The following is a 25,017-nucleotide window of genomic DNA, read 5'->3' as shown; positions in this document are numbered from 1 at the left end:
ACCCACCAACCCAAAAAACCACCACTGACCAGCACAAACAACGCTGATCAGGCATCAAGGGCGGAAACTCCCGCTAGCTTAGGTTTGACTACCTGAGGTGGTGACTGGCGATCGCAGGTGTCTCCCGAACGGAGGTAGTGGCATGGCTGTGCATGGGGATGTGTTGACCGTTATCGGTGCCGGCGGCATCGGTCAGGCGATTGCCCGCCGGTCGGGCTCTGGCAAGACGGTACTGCTGGCCGACAACAACGACGAGGCGCTGGCATCCGTCGTCGAATCCCTCTCCGCTGCCGGCCATCGCGTGCTGGGTCGCAGCGTCGACGTCGCTTCAGCGGAATCAGTTCGCGGGCTCGCGCAGTACGCCGCCTCCCTCGGCAATGTCACCCACGTGGCACACACCGCCGGGCTCTCCCCGGTGCAAGCCTGGGCGCAAACAATCCTGGCTGTCGACCTGGTCGGCGTTGCGCTGATGCTGCAGGAGTTCGGCGACGTCGTCGCGCCGGGCGGCGCGGGTGTGGTGATCGCCAGCATGGCAGGCCACCTGGTCCCGCCGCTGACCGCCGAGCAAGAGCACGCGCTGGCCCACAACCCGCCGGGTGACCTGCTAGCGCTCGACTTCGTCAGCCGGGTCACCGAACCGGCCTTTGCCTACCCGATCGCTAAGCGGGCCAATCATATTCGAGTGTGTGCCGCGAGCGCGCAGTGGGGCCGCCGCGGCGCTCGGATAAACTCGATCAGCCCCGGCATCATCTCGACGCCAATGGGGCAGCAGGAACTGCACTCCGGCGTCGGCGAAGACATGCGGGCGATGATCGCCAGCTCGGGCACTGGCCGCATCGGAACCCCTGACGACATCGCAGCGGCAGCGGCCTTTCTGCTCGGCCCCGACGCATCCTTTATCACCGGTACCGACCTGCTGGTCGACGGTGGCGTCATCGCGGCGGTGCGGTCGGGTAGCTAATGAGCGCCCGCGCGCCACGAGCGGCTTATTCGCTGTGGCACCTGCCACGTCCAAGCATCTTATGGCCGCGAGCGCGAATCAGCGAAATGCCGCGTCGTTCAGCGCCCGGCGGCCCGTCCACGGTGAGATCGGCGGCGAGGCGACCCAAGATCGGTGAGGAGTGCAGATCGCCCAAATCAGCGGCGACGGTCGAGTCGAGCATCAGTCGGCGTATGGGATCGGCCCTGATCTGTTCCAGCGCCACGGTGATCGCAGCTACCACGCGCTCAGGGCCGCTCAGACCATCGACGGCGTGGTGAACAGTGTCGATTATGCGAGCCGACATACGCATCACCACGGCGTCGCGTATCTGGGCTTTGCCACCCACGTAGCGACAGATAGTGGCGCGAGAACAGTGGAGTCGGGCCGCCTCGAACGCCTCCACCTGGCCTGCGAATAATTCCATCCCCAATCCTTGCGGGCGAGTGCTTTTGGCCGGAATCGGGTCGGTGCGCAGTGCGCCATGGCGCGGATGGCCGGAAGTTGCGGGCCTGGCGCTGCGGCGACTTTCGTCACGACCGCCAGTGCAGAGGGACACGCGACGTGACTTGTCCGGCTGCCATGCCGCCTGGCGGGCCAATACCGGGGCATGCGCCAATCCGCGTCGCCACATCCAGACGCCGATTTATCCAGACGTGGGCGCAACCTGGTGCTAAACAAGGTTCGTGCATCGTTTTGGTCCGCCTCCGCTACGTGCTGAGCGCGCATTCGGCGATGTCGGACATAGCGCTGCTGAGGCGCAGGTCCTTCGCGCCGGCCCGCGAAACGCTGACCCCGTCACCGGCGTGCGGAGGCCGTCGTGACCCGCGGAATGGTGCTCGGGAGGTTCTTGCCGCCCCATGCCGGCCACATTTACCTCTGCGAGTTCGCGCACCGATGGGTGGATGATCTGACGATCGTCATCTCGGTACAGGCCCAAGACCCGATATCGAGCACCCAACGCGTGGCATGGATGCGTGAGCTGTTCCCCTTCGATCGCGTGACTCGTCTCTCCATCGAGAACCTGCAGCATCCGTCGGACCAACCGCCGTCCTGGGCCAGGTGGAAGGCGGGGTTGGAGGAAGTGCTCCCAGTGCGTCCCGATTTCGTCTTTGCCTCCGAGCCCTACGGCGCGGACTTCGCCCGAATTCTCGGAGCGCGTTTCGTGTCAGTCGATCAGCCGCGCGCAGTCGTTCCGGTCAGTGCAACGTGCATCCGCGCGAACCCGTTCGCGCACTGGCAGCACATCCCACGCTGCGTGCGGCCCGCCTTCGTGAAACGGGTCAGCATCCTCAGCCCCGATCCCGCCGAGGCGAGCGCCCTCGCCATGGCGCTCGCCGAAAAGCTTGGGACGAAATGGGTTCCCGAATGGTCAAGGACACCACGGGATTTGAACGAAGGCTCGTCGACAGCACTGGATTGGACCGAAATCGTTCGCGGACAGATCGCTTCGGAGGAAGCCTTGGCGCGCGACGCCGATCGGGTGCTGATCTGTGCCACCGATCCGCTGGCGACCACCATGTGGGCCGAGTTGCTGTTAGGAAGCTGCCCCACCGGACTCCGCGAATTACCCCGGCGCCCTTACGATCTCACGCTCCTCATGACGCCCAACACGCCGTCGGACACGGCTGGTGTGGCTTATCCGCTCAGTGAGGGCGTTAACTTCGTCGCCCGCTGCGAGCGCGCTCTGCGCGCGGTGGGACGACCATTCGTCGTTGTCAACGGCGGTTGGGAAGAGCGGACTGCGACGGCCCTGCGCGCTGTCGAAAAGCTGACGCCTTCCCACTGCGCCCGGGAAGTACGGTGATACGCCGCCCGGGCGGACGGCAACCCGGCCTGCCCCCTCACCTTGCGAGCCGCGATAGCAGCAATGCCGACAAGCTCGACGCCAGGCTGTGGTGGATAGCTGGAGTGTGCGTCCTGGGCTCATTCATGAACCTTTTGGACACCACCGTTGTCACCGTTGCCCAACGCACCTTCGTCACCACCTTCGGCTCGACCCAGGCCGTCGTTGCCTGGACGATCACCGGTTACACGCTCGCGTTGGCCGCCGTGATCCCGCTGGCTGGTTGGGCAGCCGACCGATTCGGCACAAAACGAATCTTCATCGGTTCCGTCGTCGCGTTCACACTGGGCTCGCTGCTGTGCGCGGTGGCGCCAAACATCGCGGTGCTGATCGTCTCTCGGGTGGTGCAGGGCTTCGGCGGTGGCATGCTCACGACGTTGACCCTGACCATCGTGAACCGCGAGGCAGGTCCCAAACGGGTCGGTCGCGTGATGGCAGTGCTGGGAATCCCGGTTGTGCTCGCTCCAGCTTTTGGGCCTGTCTTGGGCGGTTGGCTCATCGACAGCTATAGCTGGCAGTGGATCTTCTGGATCAACCTGCCCGTCGGTGTGGCCGCAATCGGCCTGGCCGCGATCGTGTTGCCCGACGATGACTCGGCACCGTCGGAGACCTTCGACGTCATCGGGATGCTGCTGCTGTCACCGGGCCTGCCGGTGCTGTTGTACGGGATGTCCGAAATCCCTGGCCGCGGCACCGTGACCGACAGGCACGTGTGGATACCACTGGCCATTGGTACGGCGTTGATTATCGGGTTCGTGTTTCATGCTCTCCACCGGTCAGATAGGCCCCTGATCGACCTGCGCCTATTGACCAACCGAGCGTTCACCCTCACCAACGTCGCCATGTTCTTCTACATCGTCTCGACCTTCGGCGCCGGGGTACTGTTTCCCAGCTACTTCCAGCAGCTGCTGAACCAGACACCTTTGCAAGCCGGGATGAGCGTGGTCCCCAAAGGAATCGGCGCCGCGGTGAGTATGCCGTTGGCGGGAATGTTGATCGACCGACGCGGCGCTCGCGGGGTTCTTCTCATCGGCGTCACGTTGAACGTCGCGGGCATGGGTGTCTTCGCTTATGGCGTTGCCCAGCAACGTGAGTCGCTGCCGATGCTTCTGGCCGCTCTGACGATGTTAGGACTGGGCATGGGCGCTACCCGGATGCCGCTGGTCGCAGTGGCAATGCAGACGCTGGCCCCACATCAGATGGCCAGGGGTTCGACGATGATCAAGGTCAATCAGCAGGTGGCAGCCGCGGTGGGCACCGCGCTGCTGTCGGTGATCCTGACCAGCCAGCTCCACCAACCGGTAACGTCGCGGCGGCCCCTTTCTCTGAACGACCTTTCGCACGCCTACAGCGCGGCGCTTGTGGTGGCGGTCGTACTGGTCGGGTTGACTTTCATACCGCTGGCCTTCTTGTACAAGAAGCCAGAGGCCATGGCGCCGAGGCACCCTGAACGACGCGAGCCAGGTTGCGCCGCGCAGCACAGCGGGCAGTCATCGACAGGTATTCACTGACTCGCTCGGTCATGGGCGTTCTTCGCAAGCGGCGTCTCTCGCCCACGTGGCTGCGGGCCAGCACACTCCCGTCGTTGATGACGCGCTCCACCGGCGCGCCATCGAGGTCACGGCGCGTCGAAGTTGTGCAGGGTCTGGTTTGTCCCCTCACTCACCGTGACGTAGCCGGCCCCGTCCGGATGGAAGGCGATCGCCTCACCCTGGGATTCATTCGGAACCGCCGGCCCCATAGCGGGCTGCTGGCTGAACGGCGACCAGGCAGTGCTGTTCGGGTCCCGATTCCACAGCAGCACGTCGCGATAGGTGCGAACGGCCAATTCCGAACCGTCCGGTGAGAAGTCGGCGCTGGTGACAAGTTTCGAGTTGGTCTGCGACAAGTCCAGCGTCGCGACTTGTTGCAGCGTTGTATCACCGGTACTTCCCCACGCAGTTGCCGGTGCCGAATAGACGCGGGAAATGTTGGCGCTGGTCTTTTCGATGACCATCAGGTTGCCCGAGCGTGGATCGACGGCCAGTGACTCGGAGTTGATCTTTTCTCCATTGGGATAGACAAGACGAAGCTGATCGACCCCCGTCAACGTGGTGTTCGTGGGGTTGGTCGCCGTGCCGGTCACCGTCGGCTCGGGGACGCGGTAGATGACGACATCGCTGCGCGACAATCCGTTGTCGCCGATGTCGCCGACATAGATATAGGACTTGCCGTCGGCCGCGGTGGCGACCTCGATGTCTTCCCAGTCGACGGCTTTTGCACCACCAAGTGTGTAGCTGCCCAAGGTTTGGCCGGTCTTTGCGTCGACAGCGAAGATTCGCGCCGAGTCCCCCGAATCATTGTGCACCCAAACGACATTCGGGTTCTTGATGCCGGCGTCAATGCCCGAGATCTCCTTGAGAGCACCGTCGGTGATGGTTCCCCCGTTCGACGAGGCGAGATCGCCGGAACGGGCCGCGTCGACCGCGTTCTGGCCGGGACCAATCGGCCCGCCAGGATCCGGCGGACCGCCCGGAACGCCGGGTGCACCGACCTGGGTGCCGGGTGCCCCGGTGGAACCGGCACGGCCGGCCAGTTGTCCACCGGCACCACCGGCTCCACCCGGGCCGGGGTCGGCACCCGAACCGCCCATGCCACCGTTGCCGCCGTCGCCGATCAACTGGGCGGGGCCACCGACACCGCCAACGCCGCCTGCGCTGCCCGGCACACCGGCCCCGCCGGTGCCGCCGCTTCCGCCGTTGCCCCACAGCACACCCCCGGCTCCGCCCCGTCCGCCGGGCGGGGCGGCCGAGGCGCCCGCGACACCGCCGCCGCCTCGCCCACCGGCGCCGCCGTTGCCGATCAGACCAGCGCTGCCGCCGTTGCCTCCGGCCTGACCGGCCCCGCCCGATCCGCCGTCGCCGCCATTGCCGTACAGCAACCCGCCCGGCCCGCCGTCGTACCCGGTGCCGGGCGCGCCGCTGGCACCGTCACCGATCAGCGGACGGCCCAACAGGCTCTGCGCGGGCGAGTTGATCAGGTTGAGCGCCGCCTTCGCCAACGGATTGGCGTTGGCCGATTCAGCGGCCGCATACGATCCCGCACTCGACGTCAACGACTCCACGAACTGCTGGTGAAAATCGCTGACCCGCGCGCTCAGCGCCTGATATTCCCGGGCGTGCGCCGCGAACAGCGATGCCACCGCCACCGAGACCTCATCCTGAGCGGCTGCCGGTATGCCGGTGGTTGGCAGCGCTGCCGCCGCGGCAGCGGAGTTCAGCGCCGTGCCAATAGTCGCCAGTTCGGTCGCCGCGGACGACAACAGCTGTGGAACCACCACCAGATACGACATCGCCGTTCCTCCACCAAGCTATATAATCAACCGCTTGATAGTATCGGCCTCGGCCGGTTGCGGTGTCGCTATCAACCAAATAATCAATCGGTTGATAGTATGTCGTTTCGCCGTTCCGGGGAGCCATGATGGATGCAACGGATCCATGAGAAGCCGCGCCGCCATTCTCTACGAGTACGGCCGCCCGTGGACCGTCGAAGAGTTTGACCTGGATCCGCCCCGTTCCGGCGAAGTCCTGGTGCGTCTCGCAGCCACCGGGTTGTGCCACTCCGACGAACACATCCGCCAGGGCAGGCTGGCTCCCCCCGCAGAAACGCTGCGTTCCCTGGGACTTCCGGCGATGTCGCCGACGATCGGCGGACACGAAGGCTCGGGCATCGTGATCGGGGTCGGCGAGGGAGTCCGGCGCTTCGCGCCCGGCGACCACGTGGTGACGTCATTCGTCGCCGTGTGCGGTCAGTGCCGATGGTGTGCCTGCGGCATGGAATACCTGTGCGACACCGGAGCCGGGACGCTCGCCCCCGGTATGCCGACCGACGGCACATTTCGCCATCACACCGTCGACGGGCGAAACCTGGGACACATATCCAAGATCGGGGCGTTCGCCGAACACACCGTTGTGTCCGCCGATTCGCTGGTCAAGATCGATCCCGGCTTCCCGTTGGCGCCCGCCGCGCTGCTGGCATGCGCGGTTCCGACCGGATACGGTTCGGCAGCCCGTCGCGCCAGGGTGCGCGGTGGCGACACCGTGGTGGTGATCGGCGCCGGCGGGATCGGCACCGCGGCCATCCAGGGCGCGCGGATCAGCGGCGCAGCCCGCGTCATCGCCGTCGATCCCGCCGAATTCAAGCGCACGTCCGCCCCGACCTTCGGGGCCACCCATGCGGTGGCGACCGCGCCGGAAGCGCTCGAGTTGGTGCGCGAACTAACCCGCGGGGTGATGGCCGACGCCGTCGTCGTCTCCCCGGCGATGATAGAAGCGGCCGACGTCGACGCAGCGCTGAAGCTCACCCGCAAGGGCGGCACCTGCGTGCTCACCGGCCTGCCCGCACCGAACACATCCTCGGTCGACGTCGCGTTGCAGGATTTCATTTTGATGAATAAGACGTTGTGCGGCACGATATTCGGCTCCTGCAATCCCAAGAGCGACATTCCGCTGCTGGCCACGCTGTACGAATCCGGACGGCTGCTCCTCGACGAGATGATCACCAAGCGGTACGCGCTAGCCGAAATCAACGACGCCTATGCCGATCTCGCCGCGGGTGAGCTGATCCGCGGAGTCATCGATTTCGACCTGGGCTGACACGCCGTTCATCACGTCTGTCACAACGGTCACTGGCGAGCCGGAGCCCAATGCGCCGATCTACGCACCTGGTCCACCGAGCGTGCCATGGCTGCGAAAAATCGGCCAACTTCTCACTCTCAGAACACGTTCGGCGAAATCCTGGTGACGGCGATCAGCGGTCGAACAGCGCGCCTCTGACCAACACCTTGGCCGAGCTCAGCGCCGCCTGGTACTCCTCGGGGGGCAGGGTGGCGGCCAACTCGGTCAACCCGTAGATGAGTGCATAGATCGCCTCCACCGTGGCCCGCGCATCGGGTTGTTCACCGAGTTCGCCGCGCTGCTGAGCATCGTCGACAATGCCCTCGATGATCTCGCGAAACGTCGTGAATCCGCGATCACCCACCTCGGCGGCTGCGGGCCAATCGGAGCTCACGATGTTTCCCGCCCGGATCGCCCACTCGAAGGCGGCCAGCTCCGGGTACTCACGCATCAATTGGCCACATTCGTCGAGCACTGCTTCGATCCGCTCGACGACGTCGCCGCTACCTTGCGCCGCAGTTCGCAGCCGTGGCATAGCGGCGTCGGCCCTGGCCGCGATCGTCGCCTTGATCAGTTCCGACTTGTTCGGAAAGTAGTTGTACAAGCTGGCACTGGTCACCTCCGCCATCCGGGCGATCTCGCGGATCGTCGCCTGCGAGTAGCCGACCTCGGCCACGCACCGCATCGTCGCAACGATGATGCGCTGGCGGGTCTCCTCGCCGCTTGCGCCGACGGGGCGGCCAAGCTGTGCCCGGGTCATGGTGGGCGTGTTCCTCACTCACGTGGTTGCCCGCGCTTGGCGGGCGGCATGGGTTCGACACGGTCGAATATATTCGACTGATCGATTAGTTCCGGCGTCCGCGCAGGCGGGCGGTGGGTGACCGACGGATCAACGGAGGACGCCGCGCGGCATGACCGTTAGCTCTTCTGCGTCAGGGTCTCAATTGGGCCGGCCGGTTGGCGCACATGGTGAGCAGACTCGGCAACGGATCATCGCCGCGGCCATGCGCTGCGTTGCCGAGGTCGGCTATTCGCAGGCGACGGTCCGCGAGATCGCCCGCGCGGCCGACATGACCAGCGGCAGCCTTTATCACTATTTCCCCAACAAGTCCGAGCTGCTCAACGCGACCGGCGAGGAGATCGAGCAGATCGTGTTGCCAAGGCTGCGTGCGGCCGCAGCCCAGTCCGACGACGTCGTCGACCGACTCGATGCGGTGCTGGACGAGTCGACACGGCTGATTCACGACTACCCGCACCTGGCCGCGTTCCTGCGGGCTGTCCGCATCGAAAGCTATGCCCGGTCGTCGCGCGGAGGTCCGAAGTATCCGGGATCCAAGGCGCTGCGCGATGTCGTCAGCGAGATCGTCGCGGACGCGAACGGGCAAGGTGTGCTGTCCCCCGACACCGGCCCGGCCGGAGCGGTGGAGGCCATCTGCGCGTTGACGCGCGGGCTGTCCGAGCAGGCGGCCAGTTTGGCGCCGGAGGCATACGAAGCCACGCTCGGCTCGGCAAAGAGACTGATCCGGGGCACGTTGTTCGCGGGTGCCAGCCGCCCGGTCAGCGGGCAGTGATGAGTCTGCTCACCGCACTACGGCTGAACATGACCAACATCGCCGATCCTGCGGCCCGGCACACCGGCCGCTATCAGGCCGCACTGGAGATGGCCGAGTTCGCCGATACCCATGGCTTCACCGCGGTCAGCGGCGAAGAACATCATCTGGCCAAGACCGGTTGGCTGCCGTCGCCGCTGATTCTGGCCGCTGCGGTCGCCGGGCGCACCCGCAGCGTGCGGATCAGCATCAACGCCCTCATCGTCCCGCTCTACGATCCGATTCGGCTCGCCGAGGATATCGCCGTGCTGGACAACCTGGCCCGGGGCCGCTTCAGCTTCGTGGCCGGAATGGGTTACCGGCCTGAGGAATACCACGCCGCCGGCAAGGACTGGTCGCAGCGCGGCGCTTTGATGGATCGCTGTCTGTCAGTGATGCTCAAGGCGTGGAGCGACGAGCCCTTCGAATATCAGGGCGCACTCATCAACGTCACGCCGAAGCCGCATACCCGCCCCCATCCGATCGTCTTCGTCGGCGGTATGACCGGTGCGGCGGCCAGGAGAGCCGCGCGCTTCGGGCTGCCGTTCTCGCCGCCGATGGCGATGCCCGAACTTGCGGCCGTGTATCAGCAGGAGCTGCGCAACCAGGGCAAACGGGGCTTCGTCTATCACCCCGAAAACGGCAGTACCGTCACCCTCCTGCACCCCGACCCGGACGAGGCCTGGTCCCGTTATGGCAGTTTCATCATGAACGAGACCGCCGAATACAGCGCCTGGAAGCGGTCGGGCGTGCCCCGGCCGAATGAGAATCCGGCCGGCTCGGTCGAGGAGTTGCGTGGCCTGAACAACGTCGAGATCCTCACGCCCGAGCAGTTGATCGGCCAGATTCGCAGCGGCCGAAAGGAGGTCGTGATGAACCCCCTTGTTGGCGGACTGCCGCTCGATGCCGGCTGGGCGAGCCTGCAGCTGCTGACCGATGAGGTCTTGCCCCAGGTGTGACGCGGCCTGACGGCGTGTTCCAGATAACAGAATGCCGACCCTGTCGCGTTCAACACGACATATCGATGCTGGTGGTGGTACGGTTCGCTGCTGTGGTGGCTCCGATCTTCGTTGTCGGCATCCCCGATGTGGGTATGCCCGGTTCGCCACCTGCCCGCTTGCGCGGGCGTTCGATTGCGACCGTCATATGTCAGAGCTGAATCGTCGCCGCTTCCTGGGGTCGCTCGCCGCTGCAACGGTTGTCGGCGTGGGCGCGGCCCGGTGCATGGTGGACCCGCAGCCGCGCACCTTCGCGCAGACCCCGGTGGCTGCCACGCCGACTTCCGGCCCGACCGTCGCCGGTTTGCTGCCGCCGCCACCGTCGAGTGCGCGCATCCGGTTGCCTGGCGGCGGCGTATTGAGCCAGCTTCCCGGTAACGGCGACTTGCTTGCGCTGACGGTCGACGACGGTGTCAATACCGAGGTGGTGGGTGCCTACACGCAGTTCGCCAAGGACACCGGGGTGCGGTTGACGTTCTTCGTCAACGGAACATACGACTCCTGGACCGACAACATGGCACTGCTTCGGCCGCTCGTCGAGTCCGGACAGATCCAACTCGGTAACCACACCTGGTCGCACCCGGATCTCACGACGCTGTCGAAAAGCGAGATCGCCCAACAGCTCACCCGTAACGACGAATTCTTGAAGAAGACGTACGGCATTGGTGCCAAACCGTATTGGCGTCCGCCGTATGCAAAGCACAATGCCGCAGTTGACACGGTTGCCACCGATCTGGGTTATACGGTCCCGGTGCTGTGGTCGGGCTCGCTGTCGGATTCGACGTTGATCACCGAGGAATACATCGTCAAAATGGCCGACCAGTATTTCGTCCCGCAGGCCATCGTTATCGGCCACCTCAACCACCTGCCGGTGACCCACGTCTACCCGCAACTCGTCGAGATCATCCGCGCACGCGACCTTCGTACCGTTACTCTCAACGACGTATTCCTGAGGACCCCGTAGCCGGCACGCGCGTAACGCGTTGCCGCCAAATGTGTTTCAGCTAGCCAGGCAACCGGCCGCGCCGACACCCTGCACATCCCAGGTGGCCGGCAGCAACGGAGTCCGGGCACTGGCACCGAACTCGTCACCGACCAATAGGGTCAACCCTGCGGGCGACGAAGAACCAACCGTGCCGCGAGTCCCGACGAACCCCGACGTTCCAGCGCCGGGGGCTACCGCTGAAACCGGCGCACCGGAGGCGCCCGGTGCCGATCCGGCCAGCGCGCCGAGTTGGGGTATCGCCGCGGCCGGTGCGGCAGCGGCCCCAGCGCCGGGAAGGCGCCCAGGCCCGCCGCGGAACCGATAGCCGGGAGCATGCCGGCCGACAGGCCGAACGGGAGCGCAATCGGCCCGCCCGTTGCGCCGGCGATGACCGCACCCAAGGCACCCCGTCAACGACCGGAGCAGCCGATTACCTCCGCGGGACTTTAAATCTGACCGAACATAACCGTTGCGGAATGCAGGGTTACCGGAGTGTGTCTGTGCGCCGTGAGTACTCTGTGAGTGAGTTGTCCGGTAGCTGTGTTGCGGGCGATCATGCGGTCTTGCGTCGCGGCTGCGGGCGGGTCACCCAGGCACGGATGTCGTTGCTGTGTTCGCCGAGGCGCGGTGCCCTGGTGCGGTAGGTCACCGGTGTGGCGGACAACTTGATCGGGCTGGCCACCTGGCGACCGAGTGCGTCGCCGTCCTCGGTATTGCGGATCGGGTGCAGGCCCAGCCGCTCGGCCAGGGCAACGGCTTCGGCGACGTTGTTGACGGCGCCGGCGGGAACTCCCCGTGCCGGGAGGGTTTTCGTCCAATGCTCGGCCGATTCGGTTGCCAACGCGTCTTCCAGGTGCTCGCGCAACAGTGATCGATTGCGCACCCGCGATTCGTTGGTGGCGAATCGTGGGTCTCGGGCCAGGCCGGAGATTCCCAGCGCGTCGCAGAGCCGGCCGAATTGCTTGTCGTTGCCGACGGCGAGCACGATCGTCCTGTCGCCGGTCGGGTAGCTGTCGTAGGGGGCGATGCTGGCGTGTCCGTTGCCCATTGCCCGCGGAATGTGTTCGGCCAGAACGAAACCGGCGGACTGGTTGGCCAGCGCAGCCAGCAGGGCCGACATCAGATTGATCTCTACGTGTTGGCCACACCCGGACCGGTCCCGCTCGCGCAGCGCCGCGAGGATCCCAACAGTGGCAAACAGGCCCGCCAGGACGTCCACCAGAGCGGCCCCGACCTTGGTCGGGCTGTCGCCGTCGGCCCCGGTGATGCTCATCAACCCGCCGAGCGCCTGGACCAGCAGGTCGTAACCGGCCAGTTCGCGTCCCGCCGCGGTCCCGAACGCCGAGATGCTGCAGTACACCAGAGCCGGGTTCGCAGCACGAACCACGGGCTCGTCCAGGCCGAAGCGCGCCATGGTGCCTGGGCGGAAGTTCTCCACCAGCACGTCGGCGCGTTCGGCTAAGGCCCTGGCCACCCGCAGATCCTCGGCATCGCGCAGGTCGAGCACGATGCTGCGTTTGTTGCGGTTGACGCTCAAGTAGTAGGCGCTTTGGTCCGCGACGAACGGCGGCCCCCAAGCCCTGGTGTCGTCGCCACCGGGTGGTTCGATCTTGACGATCTCGGCGCCCAGATCACCGAGGGTCATCGTGCAGAACGGCCCGGCCAGCACCCGGGAGAAGTCGGCCACCAGCAGCGGCGAAAGCGGCCGTGCTGCAGTGCCGTTCATCATGTCCCGACCGGCCCGAACACCGCCGGCACCTTGCCGTTACTGCGCGACACCGGAGCAACACCGAACCAGATCCGAAGGGCTTGCGGAACCACCTCGGCGGCGCGGCTCTCGAGTTGCTCGAGGGTCAAGCTGCTGATCGGATGGGTGGCGATGGCAGGCTCCAGGCCCGCCATGCCGCGTGATTCACGCTGCAATTGGGCCTCATGCTCGAATTCCGTTGTCACGATGACCACTGTCGGCACCCCCGCCTGTTCCAGCCGCACCGCATCGTTGACGCACGCCGAGCAGCATGAGCCACAGTCACCGATCGCGGTGAGCGCGATGTCGTTTTCCGCCGCGATCCGCTCGATCAACTCGGGGTGGGCATCCGAGGAGAAATGGCGCTTGTCGTAGTAGGTGACCGAGGTGAACGTCAGCCCGTCACTTGCCAATTCGCGCACGGTGGCCCGCAATAGTTTGGCGGCGTTCCACTTGGTGTTGCTCAGCACGCCCAGGCGCAGCCCAACGACGCGGTTGGGTCGAGGGGCCATGGGGATGGTTGCCACCTCGATCACGCCACACGGGTCATAGGCAAAGTCGGTCATCGGGGTTCTCCTTCGTCGAGTTCGTCGGGTTCGTCGGGTTCGTCGGGTCGTCGGGAATTTCACAGGCGGCAGGAGCCGTCGGAGCACTCGAGGTCGCGTCCGCTTCCGGCGGAGCTGACGACGTGGTCCTCGATGGCGCGCAGCACCGGGGTGGTCGCGGTGCTCCAGCCGGGCAGGAAAGCCGAAAACCGGCCCGCCGATCCGCCCGCGACAAACAGGTGAATGTCGTCGGGGGTGAAGATGATCGGCACCCGCCGGCCCGACTCGCGCGGATACCACTTCGGCAGGTTGCGGTTATATGTGCGCGCACCCGAGGGGGCGTAGCGGTTGCCGTAGCTCACGTCGTCCCAGTCGTTGGTGCCGTTGAGCCACAGGTAGCGACGGACGTCGTCGCGCGTCCAGCCGAAGGAGGCGATGGTCTGCGCGTGCTCCACACCGATGACCACGGTGCAGGAGCCACCGAGCACCGCGTTGTTGTGGGCGATCGTGCTCATCGCCGAGGCGATGGAGTCCAGAATCCCTTGGGGGTCATCGGAAATGTGGTTGGTCACGCTGTGCGGGGCTTCGGCGCCGATGACCAGGACGGTGCTGTCGTCCGGGGCGTAACCGTGCTCGACGTGATACGGAGCCCACGGGCTGGCCGCTTCGTTTTCGGCGATGCAGAACGTGTACTTGCCGGGGTGGCCCAGGGTGCTCTTGTCGAGCTCGCCGGGAATGCCGCCGCCGACGGTGAGCATGATCAGGCGAATCGCGCGGCCGATGGTGGCATTGGCGCGGTTACCCGAGCCGAATACGTTTCCGCCGGAGTTCATTCCGATCCGGCGGGCCATCGGCCCGTTGACCACGATCAGCGGCGATACGACGTGCGTGGTGGCCTGAATGCCGTTGAGGTTGAACCGCGCATCGGTCAACGCCAGCACGGCTGCCCGCACGACGGGGGCGTACTCGGGTTTGCATCCGGCCATCACCATGTTGACCGCCAGCAATTCCCGCGTCAGGCTGCCCCATCGGGGCGGGATACGCGCCACCAATTCCTCGGGCCGTCCGCCCAGCATGTGCAGCACTGCGGCGACGCGCTCGGGTGTCGGCGGAACCACCGGCAACCCGTCGCTCCAGGGCTGATTGAAGTAGTACTCGACGAGGTCGAGTTCGTCGGTGAGCACGGCGGTCATGCGGTTGCCTTCCTGGTCTTGGTCGCTTTCGAGACCACGGTAGGACCGCTACATCTTCATAGTCCAAGACATATTGAGACAGGCAATATATTCTCAGCATATGACAGATCCGGAGTTGCGCTTGCTGCGCTACTTCGTGACGGTCGCCGAGGAACGACACTTCGGTCGCGCCGCCGAGCGGCTTCACATCGCCCAGCCGCCGCTGAGTCAGCAGATCCAAAAGCTGGAACGCCAACTGGGAGTGGAGCTCATCGACCGCTCCCGCCGCCCGATCGAGCTCACCGACGCCGGCCACGCCCTTCTCGCGGAAGCCGCACTGGCGCTCACCCACGCTGAGCGCGCCTTTGCCGCGGCACGCAGGGCCGCCACCGGCCAGCTCGGCCACCTTCATGTCGGCGCGCTTCAGGCAGCGGTGGACGGTGTCTTGGCCTACGTGATGCGCGCACACCGCCGCCGCTACCCGGAGGTCAAACTCGAAGTGGCCGAACTCGATACCGCTGAGCAGACGGCGCAGCTGGTCGCGCACCGTATCGACATCGGCTTCTTGCGCGGCCCGGTCGATGAACCGTCGTTGACCATCCAGACCCTGCTCGACGACCCGCTGGCCGCGGTCGTCTGCGAGGACCACCCGTTCGCCGGACACCAGCGTCTTGCCCCGTCACTGCTGGCAGACCAGCCGATGATCCTGTGGACCAGAAGTGCGGCGGCCACCACTTACGCCGATGTCATCGAGCTGTTTCGGATGCACGACATCGAGCCGCCGATCGTCGACGAAGTAGCGCGGATCCAGACGATTCTCGCCCTGGTGGCATCCGGTGCCGGAAGCGCCTTATTGCCAACGTCTTTCATCAACCTCAGCCGAAACGGAGTCCGGTTCATCCCGCTGCACGGGCCGCTGCCCTACCGCCCGCTGGCGTTGGCATGGCGTTCCGCCAACCAATCACCCAGCGTGCGTTGCTTTCTCGACGTCGCCATGGCCGAGTCCCCGCGATACCTCGAAGACCTCAGCCGGCACTATCCACAACTGGCCGACCAGTCGGCGAAAACTAGTCCTCCGGCAACCCGTCGATGAGCCGTCGCAGCACCTGCCCGATCTGGCGGCGGGCGCGTTGTTGATCCTCGGCGGTGGCGATGGCCATGGCCGCCTCGTCGAGCGCACCGATCATCACTGTTGCCAGCGGTCGCACCGGTAGCGCAGCCAACTGGCCGGCCTGGATGTCGACAAGCCGGCGCTGATCGCCTGGTCGGCCGACGACAGGTTCTTTGCACGCGAGGACGGTGAACGGCTGGCCGCGACCATTCCGAACGCCCGGTTCGAACTGATCGAGGCAGCGCGGACATTCTCGATGGTGGACCGGCCGGATCGGCTCGCCGATCTGCTGTCCACGGTGGCCGTGCGCACCTAGCGCGCACCCCGGGCTCACTCGTCACCGCCCGCCCCACGATCCGGACAAGCTTCGCCGAAAAAGTTGGCGCGGCAGCACCGATACGGTGCTAAAACGGCATAGAATTCCGCCTTGTGACGACCCCGTCGAACCCTTGGGGCGACGAACGACGGAGACTCTCGCATCAGCTTCCGATGCGCGATCACTTTTTCGGCCGGCACCAGGCGCGACGGCTCAGCCGCCGCTTCGCGCGGGTGGGTGTGGAAATCCCACCGGGACGGCTACGGGAAATGCTGGCCGGTATGCCGGTCTCAGACGACGAAATGATAAGTGTCAGTTTCGCTTTGATTGCCATCCGGATAAACCACGAAAACCGGGTCGCCACGATGCGACGCCTTCAGCGTTGTTGCCGGCAGGCGTTGATCTCGGTCGGCTTGGCCATCGTCGCGTTGAACTTCCTGCTCTGCATCGGATACCTCTTCTTGACGTTGACCCAGCACGCGTCGGCGTGGTGAATCAGCGCCGCAGCGGGCGCCGGTCGGCCCACCCTGCCTTGCGGGAAGCGAAGCGATAGCCGAACTCCCGGTAGCCGTACCCAGCCGGAACGGGTAGAACTACGCAAGCCGGGCGCCGCGTCGATCCGCGATGCTCCCGGACATGACAACGCTCATCGGCTTTCCCAGCCCCACCGAACTGGCCGCCCGAACCCCGGCCGACCGCGACCGCGCCATCGACGTCATCCGCATCACGGCCCTGCTTGGAGTCGTCGTCGGCCACACGGTGATGGCGATCAGTGTCATCCGCGGCGGCGTACTCATCTGGGACAACCTGCTGACCACCTCGGCGGTGTTCCAGGCGCTGACCTGGATCTTCCAGATCATGCCGCTGTTCTTCTTCGCGGGCGCGGCGGCCTGCCTGACGTCGTGGCGGCCGGGCACCAACTGGGGCGACTGGCTGCTGAAGCGCTGCAGCAGGCTGTTTCGCCCGGTGTTCTACTACCTCGGGTTCTGGGCGATCGCCTTGGTCATGCTGTATCCGGTACTGCCCCAGCATGTTTACCAGCCCGTCGCCGGGATCAGTATCCAACTGCTGTGGTTTCTCGGCGCCTATGTGCTGGTGCTGGCCACGATGCCGCTGCTTTCTCGAATCAGCACGACTGGGCGGCTGGCCGCCGGCGTGGCGACGGTCTACGCGGTCATCGCGGTCATCGACGCGGTCCGGCTGCACTGGCCCGCCGTCGCGTCTCTCGGCTACCTCAACCTCGCGGTCTGGCTCATTCCCGCCATGTTCGGCGTTGCCTACCGACGCCGCTTGCTCTCCGGGCGCGCCGCGCTAGGCACCGCCGCCGCACTGTTCGCCATCGACGTCGCGCTGCTTCGGTGGGGGCCGTACGAGCTGAGCCTGGTCGGCATCGAAGGACAGCGGCTGCCCAACATGAGCCCCCCGTCGCTGCTGCTGGCCGGTCACGCAATCACGTTGTCCGCGTTGGCCATTGCGGCGGCACCCCGGATCGCTCGATGGGCCCGGCGGCCACGAGTGTGGTGGTTGACGGCAATCGGCAATACCGGCGCCATGACGCTGTACCTGTGGCACCTGCCGGTACTGCTAGCGGTGCAGCTGCTCTTCGACATCGCCGGCCACCCCCGCTATCCCGGACAGCCCGGTTTCCTCACGATCAGCGTGCAGCAGCTGTTTCTCATGGCCGCCGTGACGGCAGTGCTGTTCGTCATGCTGCGGCCGCTGGAGAACAATGCGCTGCCCGGCTGGGATGGGGCACCCGCCATCACGTCACGCCGGCAGGGCACGGTAGTGGGCATGCTGCTGTGCGTGGCCGGGGCCGCGATCCTGGCCGCGGTGAAGTGGGGCCTCAAGGACGACGGGCTTGCCTGCGTGGCCGTCATGCTGGGCGCACTCGTGGCTGCTCGGGTCGTGGCCGCGGCACGGTGGGCCGGGTGTGCCGACAGGACCTAAGGTGACGCCGCGTCGGTCGCCTCGGCGTCCGACGCGGCGAGCAACAGCTGCAAGCTCTTCCGGAGGTCGGCAAGACGACGCTGTCCCAGGATCTGCGTCCAGCGCTCTTCCACATCGATTGCATTGGAACGCATCACACGAAGCGCCTGGCGACCGCGGGGCGTCAGCTCGATAACCCGAGCGCGGGCGTCGACGGGGTCCGGGACGCGGCTGACATAGTCGTGGCGTTCCAGTGCCGCAACGGCCTGGGCCACCGCCTGCCGGCTAACGGCAAGGCGCTTGCCCGAACCGTCGACAGCTCTCGACGCGACCGATACCATCTGGCAGTTCTTCAGCCGGCACCACCGCTGACGACACCGCTGGCGTCGGTCAGACCCGACGGGGAATCAGTCGCCCGCCAGCTCGCGGTGCTCGATCAGGTCGCGCATTCCCCCCGTGCCGAGGCGCTCCCGGAAAGCCAGCGCCGTATAGCCGACGGCTGTCGCGTCGGTGCGGGCTCGCGCGGTCGCCGAACGTGGCAGGTGAAACAGCACACCTATTTCGCCGAAGTAGTCTCCAGGTCCGGCCACTTTCACCAATTCCTCACCCCCGTCGGCTAATTCGTGGACTATCTCGAACTCGCCCTCGGACACCACATAGATCTGGTCACCCATCGTGCTCTGCTCGAACAGCACCTCACCGGCCTTCAGGTGCACCGTTTCGGGCGGCCGGTTCGTCTCGGTGAAGTCGGGTGTCAGCTCGACCACGCGATCGGCCATCGGCAGCATTCGGCTGTCATGAGTCGCGACTACGACGACGCGGTCACCGTCGGCGAGTTCGCGGATCAGCCGCAGCACCTCCTCAACCTGGATGAAGTCGAGGTGCGCGGTCGGTTCGTCGGCCAGGATCAACGGCGGATCCAGCGCGATCGCGCGGGCAACCGCGACCCGCTGCTGCTGTCCGCCACTGAGGTCGCCGGGACGATGTTTCATTCGCTCGGCGAGATTGACCCGCGTCAGCAATTCCTCGGCGCGCTTTCGCGAGGCGACGCGCGACATTCCGGCCGCCCGCATGGGAACCATTACGTTTTCCAGGGCGGTGAGGCTCGGTACCAGATTGAACGCCTGAAAGACGATGCCCACCTTGTCACGCCGGTATTTCGCCAGCGCGGCACCCTCCAGCGTGGTGATGTCGACGTCTTCGAACTTGATCGCACCGGACTTCGGACGCAGAATGCCGCCAAGGCACGACAGCAACGTCGTCTTCCCACAGCCACTAGGCCCCAGCAGGATTACCAGCGAACCGGCCTCCACGTCGAGGCTCAGCCCGTTGATCGGCCTCAGCGCGTAGCCGCCGCTGTAGTACTCGACGACGAGGTTCTGAATGCTGAGATCGCCCACAGCTCAAGGACCTCCGAACGCCAGCGCTGGATCGACGGTCACAACGCGCTTCAAACCGGCCAGGCTGGCCAGCAGGCCGATGAGGATCGCCACCACCGGCAGCGCCAAATAGGCCCAGGCGGGCACCGCGACGATCATCGGAAACAACGGCGCCAACAGCTTCGACAGGATCACGCCTACCACCGCGGCGAGCAGGGAGACGACCAGTGCCTGCAGTGCCAGCCCCGCCATGATCGAACGTGTCGGAGTGCCTATCGCCTTGAATACCGCGAAATCGCGCATGCGCTCGAGCGCGGAGAGGTACACCACCGATCCGACGATCAGCGCCGCCACGATCCACAGCAAGACCGCCACGATCGAGATCGAATTCACCGCTACCCGCAACGGGCGTACCAAATCGTGGACCGCGCCCGCGCGGTCGTATGTCTGGTAGCCGTCGGGAAGCCCCCGGGGCGAGCCGTCAACCCCGATGGAGGTGACCATCGGCTGTCCGTTGTAGGCCAGCTGCTGTAACCCCTCGGTGGTCAGAAAGATGTTGGGGATCTTGGCCAATGCGGTCGAATTGGGCACGATGCCAACGATCCGCAAGGAATGCGCACCGACCTGCAGGGTATCGCCGAGGTGGCGGCCCAGCGTGCTCGAAACCGCCACCTCGTCCGGCTTGGACGGGGCGCGGCCCTCGGAGACCTGCGGCATGCCGGGCCCGTGCTCAGGTGCGCCGAAGGCGGTGACATTTCGCGTTGACGTGCCCTCTTTCATGATCGTCCCGACACAGCCCAGCGGTGCGGCAGCCGTGACGCCGGGCTCGGCGGCCACCCGGGCCAGGTCAACGTCGGGGAACGGGGTCGAACCCAGGAACGGCCCGGCCGCGCCGGCCTTGACCACGAATTGGTCCACGCCCAGCGAGTTGACGGTGTGCTGGGCCTCGACCCGGAAGCCGTTCGCGAGACCGGTCAGAACCAGCGTCATCCCGAAGATCAATCCGGTACTGACGACGGCGATGACCAGGCGCCGTTTTCTCCACTGCATGTCACGCAGGGCCGCGAAGAGCATTCCCAGAACCTACCAACGTCCCCGTCGTCCCGGTCCAGGTTTTGTCCGGGCCGGCCGCGTACCGGGCCGGCGACCGCGCCGAACGCCACAGGTAGCATGGGCTGCGTTGGGTCGCCAGTGGGATCTTTAGGCGCCATCGTCGTGGTGACATCGCGCCACGGCGTGGCTGCGCAGGATCGACGGTCGACAGGGTTGAGACCACAGCCCCGGGCTTGGTAGTAGGTGTCTGGGAAACCGGCGGTGTCCCACCAGCAACGGATGTGAGATACAGCATGACTGAAGAATCTGGCGATCCGGTAACTCCGACTGCTTTCGGCATCCAGAAATCCCAGACAGATCCGGCGATCGTGCTGGCCGTATCAGGCGAAGTGGACATGCTCACCGCGCCGCAGCTCGCCGAGGCGATACAGACCGCGCTGGCCGCCGGCCCCCGGCACTCATCGTCGACCTGTCAAAATTGGACTTCCTGGCCTCGGCCGGGATGACCGTCCTGGTCACCGCCAACGCTCAGGTGGCGCCACCGACCCGTTTCGCGGTCGTGGCGGACGGCCCGGCCACCAGCCGTCCGATCAAACTCATGGAATCGATTCGGTGTTCCCCCTCTACCGCACGCTCGATAGCGCGCTCAGAAGTTTTGCCGGTGAGTGAGGTTTCCGCGGCCCCCACAGCTTGGCTTCATTGACTCAAGCGATCGGGACGCCTACCGTCGACACATACGCTACGCACAGTAGCGTAATCGCGGAAATCCGGGGAACAACATGTTGGATCTGAAGATTGTCGGCGGCACCGTCGTGGACGGCACCGGCGCGAAGCGGTATCCCGCGGATATCGGAATCAAGGACGGTGCGATCGTCGACGTTGTCCGCCGCGGATCTAACGACCCCACGATGGATGGCTTGGCGATGGCCGGCGCAGCCGAAACCATCGATGCGACAGGCCAATTGGTGGCCTCCGGCTTCGTGGACATCCACACCCACTACGACGGGCAGGTGAGCTGGGACGGCTTGCTCGAGCCGTCGAGCGGGCACGGGGTCACGACGGTGGTCACCGGCAACTGCGGGGTCGGCTTCGCTCCGGTTCGCCCCGGCCGGGAGGACTGGCTGATAAAGCTGATGGAGGGTGTCGAGGACATTCCCGGCACCGCCCTGACCGAGGGCATCACCTGGGGCTGGGAGAGCTACCCCGAGTACCTCGATGCGATTGACGCGCGCAAGTTCGCGATCGACGTGGGCAGCCAAATCCCGCACGGGGCCGTGCGCGCGTACACGATGGGTGAGCGCGGAGCCCGCAACGAGCCGGCAACCGCTGAGGACATCGCGGCGATGAGCCGGCTGGTCACCGAGGCGGTCGAAGCCGGCGCGCTCGGCTTTTCGACATCACGCACGCTGGCGCACCGCGCGATGGACGGCGAGCCGGTGCCCGGCACCTTCGCCGCTGAGGACGAGCTGTTCGGTCTCGGCCGCGCCATGGCGGCAGGTGGCCAGGCCGTTTTCGAGCTCGCCCCGCAAGGGGCGGCGGGCGAGGACATCGTCGGGCCCAAAAAGGAGCTCGATTGGATGCGGCGGCTGAGCGCCGAAATCGACCGGCCGGTGTCGTTCGCGCTCATCCAGGTCGACGCCGACCCGAACCTGTGGCGCGAGCAGCTGGACCTGTCTGCGGCCGCGCATGAGGCGGGCAGCCGGCTGCATCCGCAGATCGCGGCGCGCCCGTTCGGCATGATGATCGGCTTCCGCGGGCACCATGCCTTCGGCCATCGACCCACCTACCGCCGGCTCACGGCCGAATGCGGCCGCGACGACCTGGCGCGCCGTCTCGCCGACCCGGCTGTGAAGGCCGCGATTCTCGCCGAAGCAGATCTGCCCATCGACCCGACGGTGCTTTTCGACGGCATGTCCGCGTTCGTTCAGCACGCATTGGGACGTCTTTACGCGCTCGGCGATCCGCCCGACTATGAGCCCACGCCCGACCGCACAGTCGCCGCGATCGCGGCGGCGCGGGGCGAGGACCCGCTGGCGACCCTCTACGACCTGATGCTCGGGGCGGACGCGACCGCCATGCTGATGCTGCCGTTGTTCAACTACGCCGACGGCAATTGCGATGCGATCCGGGAGATGATGCTGCACCCGGCCGCGGTGCTGGGGCTTTCCGACGGCGGCGCTCATTGCGGAATGATCTGTGACGCTTCATATCCCACATTTCTGCTGACACATTGGGCCCGCGACCGTCGCCGGGGCGAGCAGTTGCCGCTGGAATACGTGATCCGCAAGCAATCCCGGGACACAGCGTATCTGTTCGGCCTCACCGACCGCGGCACCATCGAGCCCGGGAAGAAGGCCGACATAAACGTCATCGATATGGACCGGCTGACGCTGCATCCCGCGGTGATGGCCTACGACCTACCGGCCGGTGGACACCGAATCTTGCAGGGCGCAAGCGGATACACCGCCACGATCGTCAGTGGGACGGTCACCCGTCGCAACGGCGTAGACACCGGGGCCCGCCCCGGCCGTCTGGTGCGTGGCGCGCGCTAACGCTAACGCGCTGGCGGGCCTGGTCCCCGCGGCGGCAGAGCCGTCGGTACGGCGACGGCGGCTCACTGGCAATTCGTCGGCGAACTGCGCGGTTTGCAGCGCTAGCTTCGCTTGCTGAGGGCCAAAAGTTGACGATCTCACCAATTTGGCGTCCGGGCTACGATGAGCGCTACGTTCGCGAATTGATTCAGGCTTCCGTCCAGTTATCGCAAGGCTTGCGCCAGGTCGCTGCGACGGGCGAGATCTGTTGGGAGTTCTGGCTCTAACAGTCCCTGAAGGTGGGGCCGGCGTGGGGATCCCCGGCGCAGTCGGTCAAATCGCTTCCGGCACGGCGGCGGTCGCGGACGGCCTGGATACCGCCGGCAAGTGCCTGGATTATGAGTCTGCCAGTGCACAACAGTACGGAATGTGGGCGGCGGTAACGCTCGTTTGATCGGCGGGTTGCTTAGGCTTAGGAGGGCTTAGGAGGGCTTAGGAGGGCTTAGGAGGGCTTAGGAGGCGCGCCAGGCGTGCTTGGCCACCCGATAGAAGTTTGCGCCGAGAACGGCGTTGATTTCGGCGTGGGTCCATCCCCGCTGAGCAAGATGCTCGTCGAGCTTACGTAAGCAGTGTTTCGGGTGTCATCCCCTGGATCGGCCCCCAACGGGTGTAGCTGTCGTCGAATAGGTGCGGGTTGCGGGCGAATTCATCGATGACGTCGGCGTAGTCGAAGGAGAAGTCGGTACTGACACCGACATGGTCGATGCCCACCAGGTCGACGGCGTATTCGAGGTGCTTGGTCATCGCCTCCAGGGTGGGGGTATTGGGTCCAAGGAAGATACCGACGCCGGTGATTCCGATGACGCCGCCAGTGGCCGCGCAGGCCCGGGCCTGATCGTCGGTGATGTTGCGGGGGTGATCCCAAACCGCCTGCATGCACGAATGGCTGTAAACGACTGGGCCTGTGGAGACCTCACACATGTCTAGTCCGGTGCGGGCACTGCAGTGCGAGCCGTCCGGAACAATGCCGACGCTGTTCATCTCGGCAACAATTGCGCGGCCCCAGTCGGTCAGACCGCCATCGGTGCTGTCGAGGCAGCCGCTGCCGGCCCGATTGGCGTGGTTGTAGGTGGGCAGCAGGGTGCGCACCCCGAGGTTGGCCAACATCGACAGGTTGTCAAGGTTGTCGTCAAGCGGGCGTGAATCTTCGAGGTCAAACACCACCGCGATGCCGCCAGCACCGGTAATCGCCTCAACATCGTCGGTGCCGGCCGCCAATTCCAGGGCGGGGTTGGCAACGACAGCAGCGCGATAATGGCGCAGCAGCGCCGTCGCGTCGTTGAAAGCTATGTGGCGAATATCCCGCGTTGACCGATACCAATACGCCGGCGCGGTGCTGATAGCGGATCAGCGGGTCGATGGCGAAGTTGTCACGATCATCGCGGAGCAGCAGGCAGTACGAGCCAGGTACCCCGCTTCGGCATCTCGCTACCAGTTTCCTGCGCCGCCTGCCGGTGTCAGCGGCTTTGGCCCACGTTAGTGCGCACGTCGTTGCGGATCGTGGGGAGGGTGTTGCGAGGTCGTCGGGTAGCGGGTGCGGTTGTCGGCTTTGACTGTTCACGATGGCCGTTGCTCCGTGTATCGCGAACGAATTCCTTGATGCGCCAACCCGTTTAAGCTCCGATCCGGTACTTGCAATGACCTGGCCGGCAGCCAACTCAGTTGGTTGGTGGTGGTTGGGGTTGGAAGGGTTCGTACCACCACCAGTCAGCGCGCTCGCCGGTGGGTCCGGGATAGGCTGCGACAGCGGGCGGGGGTTGGGCTGGTGGGCGTGCGAGCGATCCTGCGCTTAGTTGCCGGCCGCAGTTGTCGGTGACGCTGAGATTGGCTGCGGGTCCGGTGATGGTGATGATGCCGCGGTGGTGGCTGCGGTGGTGATAGGGGCAGAGCAGCACCAGGTTGGCCAACTCGGTGACACCACCGTCTTCCCAATGGCGAATGTGGTGGGCGTGCAGACCACGGGTGGCGCCGCAGCCGGGTACTGCGCAGGTGCGGTCGCGGTGCTCAAGGGCGCGGCGCAGCCGGCGGTTGATCACGCGGGTCGTCCGGCCGGCGCCGATGAGCTGGCCGTCGCGTTCGAACCATGCTTCACACGTGGCATCACAGCTGAGGTAGCGGCGCT

General features: G+C 65.7%; 22 protein-coding genes and 5 pseudogenes. 13 read left to right on the top strand and 14 right to left on the bottom strand.

Annotation, left to right across the window (positions count from 1 at the left end; all coding sequences use genetic code 11):
* Positions 1–148: 148 nt before the first annotated feature.
* A complete protein-coding gene (locus tag AWC07_RS06655) occupies positions 149–961 on the top strand; it encodes an SDR family oxidoreductase (protein WP_099319386.1) in 813 nt (270 codons plus the stop codon).
* Between the two features lie 25 nt (positions 962–986).
* On the opposite strand, the gene AWC07_RS06650 is transcribed toward AWC07_RS06655, so the two are convergent.
* The gene (locus AWC07_RS06650; protein ID WP_139829576.1) at positions 987–1,385 is read right to left on the bottom strand and encodes a TetR/AcrR family transcriptional regulator; all 399 of its coding nucleotides are present in this window, start codon (positions 1,383–1,385) and stop codon (positions 987–989) included.
* 414 nt (positions 1,386–1,799) lie between these two features.
* Here AWC07_RS06650 and AWC07_RS06645 point away from each other — a divergent pair, with 414 nt between their 5' ends.
* Entirely contained in the window at positions 1,800–2,786 is a 987-nt protein-coding gene (locus tag AWC07_RS06645) for an AAA family ATPase (protein WP_036417146.1), read from the top strand.
* Positions 2,786–4,336, top strand: coding sequence for a DHA2 family efflux MFS transporter permease subunit (locus AWC07_RS06640; RefSeq protein ID WP_208622370.1), 1,551 nt, complete (start codon positions 2,786–2,788; stop codon positions 4,334–4,336). The genes AWC07_RS06645 and AWC07_RS06640 overlap by 1 nt, the downstream gene beginning before the upstream one ends.
* Before the next feature lie 107 nt (positions 4,337–4,443).
* Here AWC07_RS06640 and AWC07_RS06635 read toward each other — a convergent pair whose 3' ends face one another.
* Positions 4,444–6,156 (bottom strand): PE family protein, encoded by a 1,713-nt coding sequence (locus AWC07_RS06635; protein WP_036417149.1) that lies wholly within the window; start codon positions 6,154–6,156, stop codon positions 4,444–4,446.
* A 145-nt stretch (positions 6,157–6,301) separates the two neighbouring features.
* On the opposite strand from AWC07_RS06635, the gene AWC07_RS06630 reads away from it, so the two are divergent.
* Positions 6,302–7,459, top strand: coding sequence for a Zn-dependent alcohol dehydrogenase (locus AWC07_RS06630; protein WP_036417151.1), 1,158 nt, complete (start codon positions 6,302–6,304; stop codon positions 7,457–7,459).
* 154 nt (positions 7,460–7,613) lie between these two features.
* Here the strand turns inward: AWC07_RS06630 and AWC07_RS06625 are convergent, their stop codons facing one another.
* Complete coding sequence (locus AWC07_RS06625) at positions 7,614–8,240, bottom strand: TetR/AcrR family transcriptional regulator (RefSeq protein WP_036417153.1); 627 nt, start codon at positions 8,238–8,240, stop codon at positions 7,614–7,616.
* A 151-nt stretch (positions 8,241–8,391) separates the two neighbouring features.
* Between AWC07_RS06625 and AWC07_RS06620 the strand changes: the two genes are divergently transcribed.
* From AWC07_RS06620 to AWC07_RS06610, 3 genes are all read left to right on the top strand, one after another.
* Positions 8,392–9,051 (top strand): TetR/AcrR family transcriptional regulator, encoded by a 660-nt coding sequence (locus AWC07_RS06620; RefSeq protein ID WP_036417155.1) that lies wholly within the window; start codon positions 8,392–8,394, stop codon positions 9,049–9,051.
* The gene (locus AWC07_RS06615; RefSeq protein WP_036417156.1) at positions 9,051–10,028 is read left to right on the top strand and encodes an LLM class flavin-dependent oxidoreductase; all 978 of its coding nucleotides are present in this window, start codon (positions 9,051–9,053) and stop codon (positions 10,026–10,028) included. Before AWC07_RS06620 ends, AWC07_RS06615 begins: the two co-directional genes overlap by 1 nt.
* Positions 10,029–10,224: 196 nt before the next feature.
* A complete protein-coding gene (locus AWC07_RS06610) occupies positions 10,225–11,031 on the top strand; it encodes a polysaccharide deacetylase family protein (protein ID WP_036417175.1) in 807 nt (268 codons plus the stop codon).
* Between the two features lie 36 nt (positions 11,032–11,067).
* Here the strand turns inward: AWC07_RS06610 and AWC07_RS29710 are convergent, their stop codons facing one another.
* The 5 genes from AWC07_RS29710 to AWC07_RS06590 form a co-directional block, all read right to left on the bottom strand.
* The gene (locus AWC07_RS29710) at positions 11,068–11,292 is read right to left on the bottom strand and encodes a PPW family C-terminal domain-containing PPE protein (RefSeq protein WP_425271224.1); all 225 of its coding nucleotides are present in this window, start codon (positions 11,290–11,292) and stop codon (positions 11,068–11,070) included.
* Entirely contained in the window at positions 11,244–11,453 is a 210-nt protein-coding gene (locus tag AWC07_RS27990) for a hypothetical protein (RefSeq protein ID WP_036417158.1), read from the bottom strand. Before AWC07_RS27990 ends, AWC07_RS29710 begins: the two co-directional genes overlap by 49 nt.
* A 152-nt stretch (positions 11,454–11,605) precedes the next feature.
* Positions 11,606–12,778, bottom strand: a complete 1,173-nt coding sequence (locus AWC07_RS06600; protein ID WP_036417160.1) for a CaiB/BaiF CoA transferase family protein — start codon at positions 12,776–12,778, stop codon at positions 11,606–11,608.
* Positions 12,778–13,365 (bottom strand): UGSC family (seleno)protein, encoded by a 588-nt coding sequence (locus AWC07_RS06595; protein WP_139829574.1) that lies wholly within the window; start codon positions 13,363–13,365, stop codon positions 12,778–12,780. The genes AWC07_RS06600 and AWC07_RS06595 overlap by 1 nt, the downstream gene beginning before the upstream one ends.
* A 59-nt stretch (positions 13,366–13,424) precedes the next feature.
* Complete coding sequence (locus AWC07_RS06590; RefSeq protein WP_036417163.1) at positions 13,425–14,537, bottom strand: hypothetical protein; 1,113 nt, start codon at positions 14,535–14,537, stop codon at positions 13,425–13,427.
* Positions 14,538–14,637: 100 nt separating this feature from the next.
* Between AWC07_RS06590 and AWC07_RS06585 the strand changes: the two genes are divergently transcribed.
* Positions 14,638–15,609: a LysR family transcriptional regulator gene (locus tag AWC07_RS06585; protein ID WP_051508157.1), complete on the top strand. Its 972-nt coding sequence runs from the start codon at positions 14,638–14,640 to the stop codon at positions 15,607–15,609.
* On the opposite strand, the pseudogene AWC07_RS06580 reads toward AWC07_RS06585, so the two are convergent.
* Positions 15,584–15,754, bottom strand: a pseudogene (locus AWC07_RS06580) (TetR/AcrR family transcriptional regulator); the annotation flags it as partial. The gene AWC07_RS06585 and the pseudogene AWC07_RS06580 sit on opposite strands and share 26 nt — an antisense overlap.
* On the opposite strand from AWC07_RS06580, the pseudogene AWC07_RS06575 reads away from it, so the two are divergent.
* The 3 genes and pseudogenes from AWC07_RS06575 to AWC07_RS06565 form a co-directional block, all read left to right on the top strand.
* Positions 15,752–15,943 (top strand): annotated as a pseudogene (locus AWC07_RS06575) (alpha/beta fold hydrolase); the annotation flags it as partial. The pseudogenes AWC07_RS06580 and AWC07_RS06575 overlap by 3 nt on opposite strands.
* 113 nt (positions 15,944–16,056) lie before the next feature.
* A complete protein-coding gene (locus tag AWC07_RS06570; protein ID WP_036417167.1) occupies positions 16,057–16,437 on the top strand; it encodes a hypothetical protein in 381 nt (126 codons plus the stop codon).
* Positions 16,438–16,579: 142 nt separating this feature from the next.
* Positions 16,580–17,893 carry an acyltransferase family protein gene (locus tag AWC07_RS06565; protein ID WP_036417168.1) on the top strand — a complete coding sequence of 438 codons (1,314 nt, stop codon included), beginning with the start codon at positions 16,580–16,582 and terminating at the stop codon, positions 17,891–17,893.
* Here AWC07_RS06565 and AWC07_RS06560 read toward each other — a convergent pair.
* From AWC07_RS06560 to AWC07_RS06550, 3 genes and pseudogenes are all read right to left on the bottom strand, one after another.
* Positions 17,890–18,171 (bottom strand): annotated as a pseudogene (locus tag AWC07_RS06560) (MarR family transcriptional regulator); the annotation flags it as partial. The gene AWC07_RS06565 and the pseudogene AWC07_RS06560 sit on opposite strands and share 4 nt — an antisense overlap.
* 108 nt (positions 18,172–18,279) lie before the next feature.
* Positions 18,280–19,272 carry an ABC transporter ATP-binding protein gene (locus AWC07_RS06555; RefSeq protein ID WP_036417169.1) on the bottom strand — a complete coding sequence of 331 codons (993 nt, stop codon included), beginning with the start codon at positions 19,270–19,272 and terminating at the stop codon, positions 18,280–18,282.
* A 3-nt stretch (positions 19,273–19,275) separates the two neighbouring features.
* Positions 19,276–20,325 carry an ABC transporter permease gene (locus AWC07_RS06550; protein ID WP_036417170.1) on the bottom strand — a complete coding sequence of 350 codons (1,050 nt, stop codon included), beginning with the start codon at positions 20,323–20,325 and terminating at the stop codon, positions 19,276–19,278.
* A gap of 272 nt (positions 20,326–20,597) precedes the next feature.
* Here AWC07_RS06550 and AWC07_RS06545 point away from each other — a divergent pair.
* Both AWC07_RS06545 and AWC07_RS06540 read left to right on the top strand, forming a co-directional pair.
* Positions 20,598–20,973: pseudogene (locus AWC07_RS06545) on the top strand (STAS domain-containing protein).
* 110 nt (positions 20,974–21,083) lie between these two features.
* Complete coding sequence (locus AWC07_RS06540; protein WP_085105000.1) at positions 21,084–22,856, top strand: N-acyl-D-amino-acid deacylase family protein; 1,773 nt, start codon at positions 21,084–21,086, stop codon at positions 22,854–22,856.
* Between the two features lie 491 nt (positions 22,857–23,347).
* Here AWC07_RS06540 and AWC07_RS06535 read toward each other — a convergent pair.
* Positions 23,348–24,330 (bottom strand): annotated as a pseudogene (locus tag AWC07_RS06535) (dipeptidase).
* Between the two features lie 223 nt (positions 24,331–24,553).
* Positions 24,554–25,017, bottom strand: a 464-nt coding sequence (locus tag AWC07_RS06530) for an HNH endonuclease signature motif containing protein (protein WP_139829573.1), incomplete at its 5' end; no start/stop codon positions are given.

The organism is Mycobacterium gastri, from assembly GCF_002102175.1.
Lineage (GTDB): Bacteria > Actinomycetota > Actinomycetes > Mycobacteriales > Mycobacteriaceae > Mycobacterium > Mycobacterium gastri.
Note: the sequence above shows the minus strand (reverse complement) of the source record. Positions and strands in the feature narration are given on the sequence as shown.